The following is a 15,567-nucleotide window of genomic DNA, read 5'->3' as shown; positions in this document are numbered from 1 at the left end:
CACCAATTGCGGTAGGTGTAGAGCTATCAGCATAACGCGAGCAGCACGTTACTGCTTAGTACTGATTGCTTGGTTGCTTAGCACTTACTGCTTTTCGTTATACTCGCGAGCAAAACACTCACCAATGTTGAGGCGACTATCGCGCCAACAAACGGCCCCAGTGTGGGAATACTGCCTGGAAAACTGGCCGTTACCACGCCCGCGGCGAGGCTTCCTTGGCTTAACCACCCAGGGATAATGGCGCCCACTAAACCTGCCATGCCTCCCGCAATAGCCGACATTGAGGTCATTCGATGCCACAGGCCTAACAGAACAGGCACCACAATAGCGGCACACAGCAAGTCAGCAATCAGAAACAGCCGCAGTACCGACAGCCCCTGTAACGCAATCACGACCACCGGAACCATCACCGCAATGGTGACCCAGCGGGCCGCGGCCAGTGACACCCCCTGCTGTTCACTGCGGGCAACGACAAGCGACGCAATGCCGTTTTGAAGCGTATCCACACTGGAGGCCACCAAGGTCACCGCAAGCACTAGGGCGGGTAAGGTCAGCCACGCGGGCGCTTCCATTAGCAGCGCGAAAAAGGGCATCGGCGGCTCGCCAAGTGCAACGCCGCTCATTGCCGCTAACATGCCCAGACCGCCAATCAGCATGACGACGACGACCGTCATACCACCGCCTAACCAGGCGCCGCGACCCAAGCTTTGTTCATCCCGCGCCGCCCATACACGCTGCCAATATCCCTGATGGAAGAGGTTCGCTGCGGTGACGGCAATCACCAGCGTCAAGGCAACGCTGAGCGCACTGGTCACCGGAAGGGAAGGCATCGCTACCTGGCTAGGCAGTGACGGCAGGCGCCAGAACGTAACGCCCGCCACCGCGATTAGCAGCGCCAGCAATAGCCACGCTTGCCATCGGTCTGTGGCAAGGCTGGCGCGCAAGCCGCCCACCGCCGTATAGAGTAGTGTGGTGAGGGCAACGCCAATAATGACCAGTGCGGGTGGCACCTCTGACAACAGTGCGGTGATTGCGCCAATGGCGGTTAACTCAGCGGCCAAAAAGCAGGCCATATAGCCAACCGACACCAGCGTTACCCAGCGTCTAACACCTGGACCATAGCAAGCGCCAGCGAATTCGCCGATGCTACGCCCTTCCGGCAAGGCACGGCGAATTTTGGGACCATACAGCCCTAAGACAATAAACGGTAGTGCGGATCCCAGCGCATAGCCCGCCAACGCGAGAGGACCAACGAAGGCGCCAATTTCGGGAGGGGCAAATAGAATCCAAGCGCCCATACCGGAGGCAAGAAAGGAAAGTCCTAGGGTCGAAGCCGTTTGAGAATTGCGGGCGGTAACGTAATCGTCCACTGGGCCATCCACCCAGCGAGCCCGTAGGCCCAAAAAAGCAAAGCAGCATAGCGCCGCGCCGAGCACGGCTGACGTCAGGTATAGCATGTCGCACTTCCTCCGCCGGTACGAACCGGATCAGGTTCCAGGGTCTGCGCAGTGCGCATTCTCAGCCCGCTCAAGCAGGGCTCCCCTGGCGACAGTGAATGAAGGCGCTATCGTCAACCAAAAAAGCACCTTAGTAAAGTTTAAGGTGTGTTAGCGGCCCTTTCACGTGGCACACGCCCCATCAGATAGAATTCCTCATTGGGTGGCGTGCCTGCCAGTGTGACCAAACGGTTGGACATTCCAAAAAACGCCGCTATGGCACCGATGTCCCAGCAGTCTTCGTGGCTAAAGCCTACCGCCTGCAGGCGAGCAAGCCACTCATCGGTCATTTCACCAACATCAATGCCACAGTACATGGCAAAGTCGAGCATGACTCGGTGGCGCTCACTGATGGGTGCAACACGGTAATTAATCGCGACCTGATCCGCTAGCAGCGGATCTTTACTGTAAATACGCACGAGAGCCCCATGGGCCACCACGCAATACAAGCAACGATTACGTGCACTGGTAGCCACCACGATCATCTCTTTCTCGGCTTTGGTAAGCGAGTCCGACTCACGTTCCATGAGCGCATCGTGATAGGCGAAGAAAGCACGAAACTCATCGGGGCGATGCGCCAGCATTAAAAACACATTCGGCACAAAGCCTGCTTTTTCCTGAACGGCCAATATAGTAGTGCGAATATCATCGGGTAGATCATTTAACGTTTCCGGTACGTTAAAACGGCTTAGTTGAGCAGACATAATCACCTCTTTATTATTTAGTTTAACCATCTCACCAAAACGACTTAGTCATTACGTAACAAAACGCCAACTTAAGTAACTTTTAATTAGCGACTCTGCTCGCCATACTGCACTATTGATCTTTGATAAACATTGCCCACTGCTCTCAATAAACAGCTCGTTCAAAGGGACACTGTCATGAGTTATAACGAAGCCAAGGAACATACCCCCGGTCGCCTAAACGAGCTTTTTGCGGACCCCTACCAAGCATTTAAAAATGACACCGACGAGCGCCAGCTGCATATTCGCATCATGCTGCATATGTTGCTGGCCCGCCCAATGACGCGGGGGCAAATGACATTACGGGTCATCCATGGCTGGGAGAATGGAGGCTTTGATCCTAAAGACCTGCAACATGTCGACTACCCCCTTTCTGGTATCGCTGATTTCAAGCGTGCAGTGCAGGATTTTGAACACGCCTCCAAGCACAATACACCACTTCCCGCAGACAGAACCGCCATTCTGGCTACCCCATTAGATGATGCTATTGCAGAGGCAGAAGCGGAGGGGCAAGACCTCACCAACGACATTCGCGACACCCCAGCACGCTGGCCTGCATTTGAAGGCGGCCTGGCCTTGTACACCCTGTTTAAAATGTACCACCGCCTCGTTTATGGCGAAGATGACACTTATCGCTGCGCGCAGTGCACTACCCCACTTGGCATGCGCGAGATACATGAATTTCACCTCGAAGAGGGCGAATTCGCGCTGCTGGTGCCGCCCGCTGAAAACTTCATAAAGGAGGAGTCGCTATTAGTGTTGCATGAAAGCCAGCTCGGCCCCATCGAGCAGTTGCTCGAAGAGAGCTTGCCTCTATTCGATAATTTTTAAGCGACAACAGCCAGTACACTTCGCCACTTGGCCCTGCATAAAGCAGGGCCAATTTTCGTTAAAGCAGGAAGCGCTCGTTAACCCAGTGAAATAGTGCTATTGATGCCACTAGAAACATTCTCCGGTTCAAACCACCGAGCCGTTACGGTTTTCGTTTGCGTCCAGAAAGCGATCGCCTGTTTGCCATTGGGCCCTAAGTCCCCCAGCTTTGATGCCCGCGAACCGGTGAAGCTAAAGTAAGCAACCGGCACGGGAATCGGCACGTTAATGCCGATTTGCCCCACCTCGATATCGGTTTCGAAGCGGCGTGCGATCCAGCCCGAGTTAGTAAAGATAGACGTGCCATTACCGTTGGGGTTGTCATTGATAAAGGCAATGGCCTCATCAAGCGTTTCAACACTCACGACACACAACACAGGCCCAAAAATTTCCTCACGATAAATGGTCATGTCTGCGGTCACATCAGCGAATAGAGTAGGGCCCACGAAGTTACCGTTGGGGTAGCCGTCCACTTGTACGTTGCGACCATCCACCATCAGCTTGGCGCCCTCTTTTTCGCCCGCATCGATTAACCGCAGGACACGATCACGCGCCGACGGCGACACCAGCGGCCCTAAATCGGCATCTAACTGCGTGCCGGGCCCAACTTTCATCTGCTCGGCCGCCTCAACGATATCGCTCAACCACTCCCGAGCTTCCCCCACCAGCACCACTACTGAGTTCGCCATACAGCGCTGCCCGGCGGCCCCAAAGGCGGAGCCCAGCAGGTTATTGATCGCCTGGCTACGGTTCGCATCGGGCATGATCACACAGTGGTTCTTGGCCCCCATCATCGCCTGCATGCGCTTGCCCGCTGCTGCCGCACGGTTATAAAGCAATGACCCCACATGAGTAGAGCCAATGAACGAGAGCGCTTTGATATCCTGATGGTCGGCGATTTGATTGGCCACATCCGGCCCGCCATGTACCACGTTTAGCACACCGGGCGGGACGCCTGCTTCATGCGCCAACTCAACCAAGCGCATCGTGGAGCTAGGGTCTTGCTCGGAGGGTTTAAGAACAAAGGTATTGCCGGTGGCAATGGCCAGCGGAAACATAAAGCAGGGCAACATAATGGGGAAGTTAAACGCGGTAATGCCTGCGCCCACGCCCAGCGGTTGGTGCATGGTGTAAACATCCACCTCATTAGCAGCATTTTCAGCCAGCTCACCTAACTGCAGCGAGGTAATCGAGCAGGCGTGCTCTACCACTTCCAAACCGCGGCCCACCTCACCCTCCGCGTCTGGCAAGGTTTTGCCATGCTCTTCGGTAATCAGTGCCGCGAGCTCGGCTGTATTGTCACGAATGAGCGCCTGAAGCTTGAGCATGATGCGCATGCGTTTGCCAAGCGGCACCTTGCGCCACTCTTTGAACGCTTCTTTGGCACTGCTGATGGCACGTTCCACTTCGTCGGAGGTACAAAATGGCACCCGCGCCACCACTTCTTGTGTGGCGGGGTTAACGACATCGCGCCACTCCTGGCTTTGTGACTGCACGGGCTGGCCGTCTATATACATGGGAATTTCGCGAACGGACATAGCGTTGCTCCTGTTGATGGTTGTGATTGTTATGGCGGTCATAAAGCAGTAATTGCCTGCGCACCGCTGACGGGCAAGAACACAGGGTATAGCAGCAAGTTGACGTTAACGTCAACCAGGTAGCTTATGAGTAAACAAAATCTGTCGCATGGCGTCAATTAGCCTTTCCATTGTGACGCGGTGCTGGCTATGCTGCGGCTAACCAGAGGCAACTTGGTTTTTATCGGGCCGCTGAGGGCAAACGCTAAGCATGACGTGTTTTAACACAGGGAATTAATGATGCAGACTTTCAGCTGCCGCTGTGGCAATCCTCTTTTTTATGAAAACACTCACTGCCTCACCTGCCAATCAGAGGTGGGCTGGTGCCCCGCCTGTCGTAATATCGTTGCGCTTGAGCCCCTGGACAGCGGTGGCTATCGCTGTACGCACCCAGATTGCGATACGGCACTGATGAAGTGCCACAATTACATCGTGGAGAATGTCTGTAACCGTACGGTGGTGATGGAGCACGGCCAAGCGAATGCGTTATGCGACTGCTGCCGATATAACGAGGTAATTCCTGACCTCAATATTGAAGGCCACCGCGAACGTTGGGCGGCGCTTGAGGCTGCAAAGCGGCGGTTATTTCATACACTTGATTTGCTCAAGCTGCCGCACGGCACTCAAGAGGACGCAATTGCCGTACCGTTAAGCTTTTCGTTTATGGCCGATGCCCTGCCCGACCAAGGCTTATGGCGCTCCACTGCCAAGCAGGAAAAGGTGTATACCGGCCACGCCTCGGGCCATATCACCATTAACGTCAAAGAAGCCGATGACGTTGAACGTGAACGCTTGCGCGTCGATATGAACGAATCCCACCGCACCCTCATTGGGCATTTCCGTCACGAAATTGGCCACTACTACTGGGATGTACTGGTCAAGAACCGTGATGAAGAGGCCTGCCGCGCAGTGTTTGGCAACCATCATCGACCAAGCTATGCCGAAGCGCTGGAGCGTTACTACCAACAGGGGGCTCCCCGCGACTGGCCCGAGCGGTTCATTTCCGCTTATGCCACCATGCACCCTTGGGAGGATTTCGCCGAAACGTTTGCTTATTACCTGGACATGGTCGCCGTGCTGGATACCGCACTGCATATAGGCATTACCCATGTTGAATACGATGGCAGCCTGGATAGCATGCTGATCGCTTTTCATCAGGTAGGCCTGGCGGTGAATGAACTTAACCGAGATATGGGGTTGCTCGACCTAGCACCGGCGGTGCTCGCTCCCGCCGTGCGTGAGAAGCTGGCGTACCTGCATCAATTGATCCAGGCCGCCAGTCCCGTGGCGCGTTAATCTATCAGTCGTTATCGTTGTCCCCCGCGTGGCTCTGGCTCTGGCTCTGACTTTGGGTCTGTGTCACGCGGGGCACACTGTCGTCATTCACGAAGTAGGTAGCGCTCAGCGTATCGTGAATCGCGGCAAAGCCTATCTGCAATTCATCAATAAACGCATGCAGCTTACTGGGTGAATGCGCAAGGGCTTGGATATCGGCATCTACAACGTCTGCGCGCACCAGCGAAACCGTCGCTGCGGGTCGGTCTTGGCGGGGAAGTAGCGTCAGCTCATGACCCAGGGTCTCAAGACTACAGGCAATCGAGCGTGGCAGATTGGGGTCTTGAAGTAAAAAGCGCAGTACATCGGGGCCCCGCACGCGTAAACGCACCTGTTGGCGATACATTTGATAAGCCGTGAGAGATTTCAGCACGCTCATCCACTGCAAGTTTTCAAACGGCAACAGCTCCTCAGGGTTTTGCGGCAACAGGCTGGCGGAGCGCACATCGACGATACGAGTGGTCATATCGGCCCGCTCTAACTGACGCCCTAATTCAATAAAGGTACGCGCCGGCCCGTGGCTCAACGTCCCTTCAATGAGGCCCGTTAACGCTTGGCAACCGCGAATCACGCTCTTGAGAAAGCTATCGCGACGACGTGGGCTAACGCCATTTTCAGCATGATCAGCAACGCTCAAATAGAGCTGATTGACCTCTTCCCAAATCTCTCTGGGCACGACATCACGGGTCGTTCTCAGGTTCTCGCGGGCACTCGCGAGCGCGGAGATGATGGAAATATCGTTGTCGGGGTCAGCACATAAAAAATGCACCACGTTGCGTTCATCAAAATCAAGGTGACGAGATCTAAACGTCTCCAAACTCCCGGTCATTTCAATCAGCGGCGCCCAGCCAAGTGGTAGGCGGCCGGGTAAATCGAGCATGAGATGGCTGTTAACACTCAACAGGCGCGCGGTATCTTCCGCGCGCTCAATATAACGTGCCATCCAATAGAGGTTTTCAGCAACGCGTGACAGCATGGCATTAGGCTCCTTTCACCGCGGCCGCTGCCGCCTTGTCATCGGTTTCCACGATCCAGGTATCTTTACTGCCGCCACCTTGCGATGAGTTCACTACCAATGAGCCCTCAATGAGCGCTACCCGTGTCAGCCCTCCGGTCGTAACATGAATTTCAGGCCCAGAGAGTATAAAAGGCCGAAGGTCTACGTGGCGTGGCTGCGGTAACCCATTGGCAAGCGTCGGCGTCGTAGAAAGCGCCAACGTCGGCTGGGCCATATAATTGCGCGGGTTGGCCTTGATCAAGCGGGTAAACTCTTCACGGGTCTCTTTGGTTGAGCGTGGGCCAATCAACATGCCGTAGCCACCGGACTCATTGGCTGGTTTTACCACCAGTTCATCCAAATGATCGAGCACATAACGGCGGTCATCGTCGAACATGCACAGGTAGCTCGGCACGTTAGGCAGCAGCGGCTCCTGATCAAGATAGTAACGAATCAGCGCCGGCACGAATGCATAGACGACCTTGTCATCGGCGACCCCAGCGCCGGGCGCATTGGCCAGCGCTACGTTACCTGCCCGCCAGGCGCGCATCAGGCCCGCCACGCCCAGCATGGATTCAGGATTAAACGCTTCCGGGTCTATAAACTCATCGTCCACGCGGCGATAAATGACATCTACCCGGCGCAGTCCTGCCACGGTGCGCATGTAAACGACGTCATCATCATCGACTAGCAGGTCGCTCCCCTGCACCAGCTCTACGCCCATCTGCTGGGCCAAGTAGGCGTGCTCGAAGTAGGCCGAGTTATAGATCCCTGGGGTCAACACGACGATCTGTGGATCGTCGCCGGGGCGGGGCGACATTGCGGCTAGCATGTCGTAAAGCTGTGCCACGTAATCATCAACGGGCAGAATCTTGCCCGAGGCAAATAGCTCCGGCAGCACTCGCTTAGTGACGTTGCGGTTTTCCAGCATGTAAGAGACGCCGGAAGGAATGCGTAAATTGTCCTCAAGCACGTAGAGGGTACCGTCGCCATCGCGCACTAAGTCTGACCCGCATACATGCGCCCACACGCCATGCGGTGGGTTAATGCCAACGCACTGGGGGCGAAAATTGACCGACTGCGCCAGTACCTCCGCAGGAAGTACTTTGTCTTTAATGACTTTTTGGTCGTGGTAAAGGTCATCAATAAATAAATTGAGCGCCTGAACGCGCTGCTTGAGCCCCGCCTCTGTTTTACGCCACTCACTGGCCGGAATAATGCGCGGCACAATATCAAATGGCCAAGCACGATCGATCATGGCACCTTCAGAGTAAACGGTGAACGTAATCCCCATGGTACGGATCGCGATCTCCGCCGCGGTTTTCCGCTCTGCTAACTCTTCTGCGCTAAACCTTGCCAACATGTTGCACAATTCACCCGCTGACTCGCGTGGCTGACCGGGTGCTGCCATCAGCTCGTCGTAAAAGTCACGACACGCATAGTTATTCCAATTCACTTGGCTCATGGGCGCTCTCCTGGCGCTGGGGTGGAAGCGGCAACTTCCTCAATGCTCAGTGTAGGCCTGCCGCGCGCAAAACAATCCAACAATTGAGAGCAAAATACGTACCATCTTTTGCGATATTTCAACGTTTGCTTACTCAAATGCTACTTGGCGGGGTTTTAGGGCGACTTAACATGCGTTAATGCCCACTTTTGGTGCGAACAAAGAGAGCCAAAATGGTGCACAAGGCTATTTCCACTTTAGTTAAACGCCTTACTTAAGATAGCGGCTGCAAAAAAGTAAAAGTGGAACGATACTTGCGAAACGTTCGGTTATTCCTTAACCCAACCGACCATCCGGTTGATAACGGTTCTTTTGAGGGTGGCCCATGACCATTCGTGTTGCCTTGCATCATCGTACGACTTATCACTTTGACCGTCCGGTGCGTCTTTCACCCCATGTCATTCGGCTGCGCCCGGCGCCCCACTGCCGCACCCATATTGAGGCGTATTCACTTAAGCTCTCTGGCGACGACCACTTTCTGAACTGGCAACAGGATCCGTTCGGCAACTTTAATGCGCGCGTCGTGTTTCCCGAGCCGCGCAAGGAGCTGACCATCGCCGTCGAGCTGATCGCGCCGATGACCGTGATAAACCCGTTCGATTTCTTCTTAGACGACATTGCGCAAACCATTCCCTTTACTTACCCGGAAGCGCTGCGCCAAGAACTAAGTCCCTACCTCGAAATCACCGAGTCTGGGCCAATGTTAATGGAGTGGCTAAAGGCCGTTCCCCGCGAGCCAACCACCACCGTCGACTTCCTGGTCGCGCTTAATCAGCGACTGCAGGACGACATCGGCTACTTGGTTCGCTTAGAGCCTGGCGTACAGAGCTGTGAAGAGACACTCACGCTAGCCAGCGGCTCGTGCCGCGACAGCGCTTGGCTACTGGTGCAAATTTTTCGCCATTTGGGGCTCGCGGCGCGTTTTGTATCGGGCTACCTGATTCAGCTGAAACCCGATGTCAAAGCACTCGATGGTCCCAGTGGTACCGAGGTGGATTTCACTGATTTACACGCCTGGACCGAAGTGTTTCTGCCCGGCGCTGGCTGGGTAGGGCTTGACCCCACCTCGGGGCTGTTCGCTGGCGAAGGCCATATCCCCCTGGCCGCCACCCCCACCACGGGCAGCGCAGCGGCCATCACTGGCTTCTCCGACAAGTGCGAAGTCACGTTTGACGTGACCATGGAAGTGACGCGTATTCACGAAGACCCGCGGGTCACCAAGCCCTACAGCGACGAGCAGTGGCAGCGTATCTGCAAACTCGGCGACGATGTGGATGCCGAACTTCTACAGCAGGACGTACGGCTGACCATGGGCGGCGAGCCGACGTTCGTTTCCATTGACGACATGGAAAGCCCGCAGTGGAATACCGAAGCGCTGGGGGAGCATAAACGTGAGCGTGCCGAAGCACTGCTAACGCGGCTACAGGCGGCCTATGCGCCCGGTAGCGCTATTCAACAGCAGCAGGGCAAGTGGTACCCCGGCGAACCGTTGCCACGCTGGGCGCTGGCCTGCTACTGGCGCAAGGATGGCGTGCCGCTCTGGCGCGATCCAAAATGGTTAGCCTGCATGGAAGGCGCCCCCAATATCGACGCTGATAGCGTCATCGCGCAACGTTTTACCCAGGCACTTAGCGAGCGGTTGGGTATCGCCGAACGCTACTGGATTCCGGCGTTCGAGGATGCCTATTACTATCTCTGGAAAGAGCAGTCGCTGCCGGTCAACGTTGACCCAAGAGAAGCCAACCTCAAGGACGACGCCGAGCGTCACCGCCTTGCCCGCCTGCTCGAACAAGGCCTGGACGAAGTCGTTGGCTATGCCCTACCGCTCCGCCACTCGATCAGCCAGGCCCACCGCTGGGAGAGTGGCCGCTGGCCGCTCAAGCGCGACCATCTTTTTCTAGTGCCCGGCGACTCCCCCATGGGGCTGCGCTTACCGCTTTCGGCACTGCCCTGGGCTGACCCTGAAGAGCAGCCCCAAGCGGAATCACTGTTCGCACCGCGTCCTGAGCTTGGCGATATTCACGGTGAGGTCGCCCGCAGAAACGCCGAGCAGCTGCATATCAGTGATGCTGAACGCCTGGGTCGCTCCAGCCATCCCAGCCCATCGCATCCTGAAGGTGAAAGCGTGCAGCAGCAGCCACGCGCAGCAACCGACCAGGAAAGTGGCATCATACATACTAGCCTGTGTGTGGAACCCAGGGATGGCCGTTTACATATTTTCCTGCCGCCGCTCACCAGCCTAGAGCACTACCTTGACCTGCTCAGTACAGTGGAAGAGTGCGCCAAAGCGCTTGCTTGCCCCGTCATGGTAGAAGGCTACTCGCCTCCCCGTGACCCGCGTCTGGAAAACTTCATGATCACCCCAGACCCCGGCGTGATCGAAGTGAATATTATGCCTGCCGCCAGTTGGCAAACGCTGGTGGCACAAACCGAACGGCTCTATGAAGAAGCGCGGAAAACCCGCCTGGGCACTGAAAAGTTCATGCTCGATGGTCGCCACACCGGTACTGGCGGTGGCAACCATGTCACCTTGGGCGGGATTACGCCTGACGATTCGCCTTTTTTGCGTCGCCCGGATCTGCTAGCTAGCTTGGTGACCTATTGGCAGCACCATCCGAGCCTCTCTTATTTGTTTTCTGGACTGTTTATTGGCCCGACCAGTCAAGCGCCTAGGGTCGACGAAGCGCGCCATGAAGCCCTTTATGAGCTTGAAATCGCCCTACAACAAATGCCTGAAGGCGAAGTGGTACAGCCCTGGCTGGTCGATCGCTTGTTACGCCACCTGTTAACAGATTTAACGGGTAATACCCACCGGGCAGAGTTCTGCATCGACAAACTCTATTCACCGGATAGTGACAGTGGTCGACTCGGTTTACTAGAGTTGCGCGGCTTTGAGATGCCACCCCATGCGCGCATGGGGCTCATGCAAATGCTGTTAATCCGCGCCCTTGTCGCGCGCTGCTGGAAAACGCCCTACCGCGCCAAGCCCGTGCGCTGGGGAAGCGCACTGCAAGATCGCTGGATGCTGCCTCACTACCTGTGGAACGATCTTGACGACGTACTGGGCGATTTACGCCACCACGGCTTCGACTTCGAGCTGGCGTGGTTTGCCCCCTTCCTGGAGTTCCGTTTTCCGCTGCATGGTCGCTTGCATACGCCCATGCTAGATATCGAGTTGCGCCAAGCCATTGAACCCTGGCATGTGCTGGGTGAAGAGGCCTCGGCAGGCGGCACGGCACGCTATGTGGACTCCTCGGTGGAGCGCCTGGAAATCAAAGTGAGCGGCATGAGTGGCGACCGCTATGTGGTAACTTGTAATGGCCGTCGCGTGCCCCTTTCAGCGACAGGGCGAAATGGCGAAGCGGTCGCCGGGGTACGCTATCGCGCCTGGCAGCCGCCCTCGGCATTACACCCGCAAATCCCTATTCACGCGCCGCTGGTGTTTGATGTCATCGACACATGGAACCAGCGCTCCGTGGCAGGTTGCACCTACTACGTAGTGCATCCTACTGGGCGTAATTTCGATACCTTCCCGGTCAATGCGTTTGAAGCCGAAGCGCGTCGACTGGGCCGTTTTAGTGACAGCGGTCACCGCCATGGCCATCAGGCGCCCAAGGTGGAAACACCCAGCCTGGAACTGCCGCAAACGCTCGACCTGCGCTGGACGCCTAGTTAGTTTTTTTAACTCAGCTAATGCTTTTCTCTTAGCGGCTACTGCAGGATAATCCGCTCCTTACCTCTCAGGATTACAAGGACAATGACGGCCCCTGTCTCCCCCTCGCTTCTCGCGCCCGTGGTTAACGGGCTCGTTGAGGATTACTTGAATCAGCTAGGCAAGGGACAGCCCGGCACGTATGACGCCATGCTCGATGGTCAAGGGCAGTTACGCCCTGGTTGGCAGAGCTTACTCGGTTGTTTAGAGGCACTCGGCCCCACAGGCCGCCTCCATCAGCATGAAGAGATTCAGCGCCTGCTGGCTGAAAATGGCGTCATTTTTAATATGCACGATGAAACCCAGGGACGCTCTTGGCGGCTCGACCCGCTACCCTGGGTAATCGATGAAGCACAGTGGCAAGCGTTGGAAGCAGGGCTCACTCAACGCAGCCGGCTATTGACGGCCCTTTATGACGACATATACGGCCCTAAAACGCTCTTTGAGCGAGGCCTTTTGCCGACCCAGGAGCTGCTCGCTTCACCGCACCTGTTACTGCCTTGTCACCGCTCGCTGCCTAACGACCGCGCGCCGATCGGTTTTCACGGCGTGGATGTGATCCAAGACACCCAAGGCCAATGGCGAGTGATAGCAGATCGTTTGCAGGCGCCCTCAGGTACTGGGTTTGCGCTTGAAAACCGTATATTGATGGCCCGTGCCCTACCCGATATGTACCGGAATGCGCCGTTAAAGCGGTTAGCCGGCTTTCTCGATTTACATCATCGAACCTTAATCGCGATGGCCTACCAGCACCGCGATAATCCGACCTTGATTCTTTTAACGCCGGGGCCCGGGAGCCCGCGCTATTTTGAGCACGCCTACTTGGCCAACTACCTCAATATCGCCCTGGTAGAAGGCCAGGACTTGGTGGTGCGTGATACGCAGGTATGGCTGCGCACACTGGGCGGTTTACAGCCCGTCGATGTCATACTGCGCAATTGCGACGACGCCTACTGCGACCCTCTGGAACTCCGCGGGGACTCACAACTCGGCGTGCCCGGGCTGTTACAGGCCATGCGTTCAGGCGGGGTGGCGTTATCGAACGCCCTGGGCGTCGGCATTCTAGAAACCCCGGTATTAGCGGACTACCTGCCCGCGCTCTGCGAGCACCTGCTGGATGAACCGCTGCTGTTACACAACGCCGATGCCTCTACTCAGGCGGCCACCGCCCCTGTATTTAACAGCCATTTACAGCGCCTCGAACCTACCACGCTCAACCTGCGCTGTTTTGTGACCCGCACGCCGAATAGCGCGACCGTCAAACCCGATGCCGCAGACGAATATCAAGTCATGCCCGGCGGCTTGGCCTGGGTGGGCGAGCCCGGCTCCCACTCACTGAGTAGCACCATCGTCAAAGATGTATGGGTGACAGCAGCCTCACCTCAACCGCATGTTAGTCAGTTACGTCAGGCGCGTGGCCCAGTGGTAGCCACACGCGACGGCACCGACCTACCCAGCCGAGTGGCTGAAAGTCTGTTTTGGTTAGGCCGCTACGGTGAGCGTTTGGATACCCGGGCCCGCCTGCTGCGTGAAGCCCTGCTTAGGCTGATGGAGTATGATCAGGATGAAATCGCTGATCAGCTACTGGATGAGCTGCTGTTGGCGCTGGATATCACCACGCTGAACGAGGATGATGAGCACCGCTTACAAGCGCCACTCATCGGTTTTGACCAGAAACGCGCCGCCTTATTGGCGCAGTTCGATGACCTAGACCCCCAGGCACTGCAGCCACTTTTTTCACAATTGATGCGCAATGCGCGCAGCGTGCGTGATCATCTTGGCGACGACTCCTGGCGGGTAGTGCATCAGTTGCGCCAGCGCATGGCGACGTTCAACCCCAGCTTGGGAGCCAGCGCTGCACGACGCGCCTGCGAAAGCCTTTCAGCCCAGCTAGCGGCCTTTTTTGGGCTCTGTAACGAGACCATGCCGCATCATTACGGCTGGCGATTTATGGATATTGGCCGCTTTCTGGATCGCGTGCTCGGGCTACTCTCATTGCTCAAACTGACACTCAACGCCCCGCATTCGCCAGGGTTGGCATTGTGGGAAGTGGTACTCGCCACCACCGATAACTTTACCGCCTATCGGCGCCGCTACCGTAGCGAGCTCCACCCAGCGGCGATTCTTGACCTACTGCTGTTTGACGAAACCAACCCGCGCTCGGTGGGCTACATGCTCAAGCGCATTGAGCGTCAGATGGACCGCCTGCCCGGCAGCACCTCGCCCTACCGTAACGCCGAACGAAGGCTGTTGATTCAGGCCAATGCGGCGCTCCACCTTGCCGATATTGATCGTTTAAGCCACTTAGCGGATACCCCCGAGGCGCAAGAGGCGTTAGAACAACTGCTGGATGCCCTGATTGAGCCATTGAGCTCACTTTCTGAAGCCATCAGCCAAAGCCACTTCAGCCACGTGGAACGCCCTCGCCAGCTAGTCAGCATGGAGCCCGATGCATGAATTACAAGCTGCGGCATACCACCCGCTACCACTACAGCGCCCCGGTGACGCTGTGCCACAGTGAAGCGCGGGTGCTCCCACGTAAAACGCCGCACCAGCAGTGCGGCGCATCGGAACTACTGATCAGCCCTGCGCCGCAGGTACAGCGCGAACGCTGCGATATCTTCGGCAATCGAGTGCTCTATTTCGCCATGGAAGAGGTTCATCAAACGCTGGATGTCACGGTGGTCACACCGCTGAATACACAACCGTTAGCTGCCCTGCCCAGTGTTTCACCAACGTGGGAAAGCGTTGCCCAGCAGCTTAGCCAGGACAACCGCTTTGACGTTCAGCTTTACCGCCTGGACTCACCGTTTATCCGCCGTAACGATGAACTCGCTGACTTTGCGCTTAGCTGCTTTACCCCTGGCAGGCCACTTATCGAAGCGGCGCTAGCGCTCAATGAGTTGATTCATACCACCTTCGAATACGACCCTAGCTTCACCACACTGGCGACACCGTTAAGCGATGTGCTCACTAACCGACGTGGCGTATGCCAGGATTTCGCGCACCTTGCGATCGGTGCACTGCGTTCAGTAGGCCTAGCGGCGCGCTATGTCAGCGGCTACCTGGAAACCCAGCCACCGACTGGGCAGCCGCGGCTAATAGGCGCGGATGCCTCCCATGCTTGGCTGGCGACCTGGATCCCCCATTGGGGCTGGTTGGCACTAGACCCCACCAATGGTGCCGTGGCCGGTGAGCAGCACCCTGTGTTGGCCTGGGGGCGCGATTATGCCGATGTCGCGCCGCTCAAAGGGGTGATGAACGGCGGCGGCGACCATCGCTTGGAGGTGGAAGTCGATGTCATGCCGCTGGCGAGCTAACGCTGGACAGATG

General features: G+C 56.6%; 10 protein-coding genes and 1 riboswitch. Of the genes, 5 read left to right on the top strand and 5 right to left on the bottom strand.

The genetic code is table 11. The annotated features are described in order from the left end of the window. Positions 1-77: 77 nt before the first annotated feature. Positions 78-1,457 (bottom strand): sodium:solute symporter, encoded by a 1,380-nt coding sequence (locus ACUN8H_RS07690; RefSeq protein WP_445531564.1) that lies wholly within the window; start codon positions 1,455-1,457, stop codon positions 78-80. Next, positions 1,447-1,554: riboswitch (TPP riboswitch) on the bottom strand. It overlaps the preceding gene by 11 nt. 43 nt (positions 1,555-1,597) lie before the next feature. After that, the gene (locus ACUN8H_RS07685) at positions 1,598-2,200 is read right to left on the bottom strand and encodes a peroxidase-related enzyme (RefSeq protein ID WP_445531563.1); all 603 of its coding nucleotides are present in this window, start codon (positions 2,198-2,200) and stop codon (positions 1,598-1,600) included. 177 nt (positions 2,201-2,377) lie between these two features. On the opposite strand from ACUN8H_RS07685, the gene ACUN8H_RS07680 reads away from it, so the two are divergent. Beyond that, positions 2,378-3,070, top strand: a complete 693-nt coding sequence (locus tag ACUN8H_RS07680; RefSeq protein ID WP_445531562.1) for a hypothetical protein — start codon at positions 2,378-2,380, stop codon at positions 3,068-3,070. Positions 3,071-3,147: 77 nt separating this feature from the next. On the opposite strand, the gene ACUN8H_RS07675 is transcribed toward ACUN8H_RS07680, so the two are convergent. Beyond that, the gene (locus ACUN8H_RS07675) at positions 3,148-4,647 is read right to left on the bottom strand and encodes a CoA-acylating methylmalonate-semialdehyde dehydrogenase (RefSeq protein ID WP_445531561.1); all 1,500 of its coding nucleotides are present in this window, start codon (positions 4,645-4,647) and stop codon (positions 3,148-3,150) included. Positions 4,648-4,926: 279 nt separating this feature from the next. Here ACUN8H_RS07675 and ACUN8H_RS07670 point away from each other — a divergent pair, with 279 nt between their 5' ends. Next, positions 4,927-5,982: a zinc-binding metallopeptidase family protein gene (locus ACUN8H_RS07670; RefSeq protein ID WP_445531560.1), complete on the top strand. Its 1,056-nt coding sequence runs from the start codon at positions 4,927-4,929 to the stop codon at positions 5,980-5,982. A gap of 4 nt (positions 5,983-5,986) precedes the next feature. Here ACUN8H_RS07670 and ACUN8H_RS07665 read toward each other — a convergent pair whose 3' ends face one another. Both ACUN8H_RS07665 and ACUN8H_RS07660 read right to left on the bottom strand, forming a co-directional pair. Further along, positions 5,987-6,997 (bottom strand): alpha-E domain-containing protein, encoded by a 1,011-nt coding sequence (locus tag ACUN8H_RS07665; RefSeq protein WP_445531559.1) that lies wholly within the window; start codon positions 6,995-6,997, stop codon positions 5,987-5,989. Between the two features lie 4 nt (positions 6,998-7,001). Continuing rightward, positions 7,002-8,483, bottom strand: a complete 1,482-nt coding sequence (locus tag ACUN8H_RS07660) for a circularly permuted type 2 ATP-grasp protein (protein ID WP_445531558.1) — start codon at positions 8,481-8,483, stop codon at positions 7,002-7,004. Positions 8,484-8,847: 364 nt separating this feature from the next. On the opposite strand from ACUN8H_RS07660, the gene ACUN8H_RS07655 reads away from it, so the two are divergent. From ACUN8H_RS07655 to ACUN8H_RS07645, 3 genes are all read left to right on the top strand, one after another. Next, entirely contained in the window at positions 8,848-12,198 is a 3,351-nt protein-coding gene (locus tag ACUN8H_RS07655; RefSeq protein WP_445531557.1) for a transglutaminase family protein, read from the top strand. An 81-nt stretch (positions 12,199-12,279) separates the two neighbouring features. Continuing rightward, the gene (locus ACUN8H_RS07650) at positions 12,280-14,691 is read left to right on the top strand and encodes a circularly permuted type 2 ATP-grasp protein (protein WP_445531556.1); all 2,412 of its coding nucleotides are present in this window, start codon (positions 12,280-12,282) and stop codon (positions 14,689-14,691) included. Further along, entirely contained in the window at positions 14,688-15,554 is an 867-nt protein-coding gene (locus ACUN8H_RS07645; RefSeq protein ID WP_445531555.1) for a transglutaminase family protein, read from the top strand. The genes ACUN8H_RS07650 and ACUN8H_RS07645 overlap by 4 nt, the downstream gene beginning before the upstream one ends. Positions 15,555-15,567 lie beyond the last annotated feature (13 nt).

This window comes from Vreelandella sp. V005, assembly GCF_052645115.1.
This window is presented reverse-complemented; position numbering and strand designations above follow the sequence as displayed.

What these genes read in the sequence shown, in the direction of transcription:
- ACUN8H_RS07690 (WP_445531564.1), bottom strand. Translation starts at nt 1,457, where the DNA reads ATGCTATACCTGACGTCAGCCGTGCTCGGCGCGGCGCTATGCTGCTTT.
- ACUN8H_RS07685 (WP_445531563.1), bottom strand. Translation starts at nt 2,200, where the DNA reads ATGTCTGCTCAACTAAGCCGTTTTAACGTACCGGAAACGTTAAATGAT.
- ACUN8H_RS07680 (WP_445531562.1), top strand. Translation starts at nt 2,378, where the DNA reads ATGAGTTATAACGAAGCCAAGGAACATACCCCCGGTCGCCTAAACGAG.
- ACUN8H_RS07645 (WP_445531555.1), top strand. Translation starts at nt 14,688, where the DNA reads ATGAATTACAAGCTGCGGCATACCACCCGCTACCACTACAGCGCCCCG.
- ACUN8H_RS07665 (WP_445531559.1), bottom strand. Translation starts at nt 6,997, where the DNA reads ATGCTGTCACGCGTTGCTGAAAACCTCTATTGGATGGCACGTTATATT.
- ACUN8H_RS07675 (WP_445531561.1), bottom strand. Translation starts at nt 4,647, where the DNA reads ATGTCCGTTCGCGAAATTCCCATGTATATAGACGGCCAGCCCGTGCAG.
- ACUN8H_RS07670 (WP_445531560.1), top strand. Translation starts at nt 4,927, where the DNA reads ATGCAGACTTTCAGCTGCCGCTGTGGCAATCCTCTTTTTTATGAAAAC.
- ACUN8H_RS07660 (WP_445531558.1), bottom strand. Translation starts at nt 8,483, where the DNA reads ATGAGCCAAGTGAATTGGAATAACTATGCGTGTCGTGACTTTTACGAC.
- ACUN8H_RS07655 (WP_445531557.1), top strand. Translation starts at nt 8,848, where the DNA reads ATGACCATTCGTGTTGCCTTGCATCATCGTACGACTTATCACTTTGAC.
- ACUN8H_RS07650 (WP_445531556.1), top strand. Translation starts at nt 12,280, where the DNA reads ATGACGGCCCCTGTCTCCCCCTCGCTTCTCGCGCCCGTGGTTAACGGG.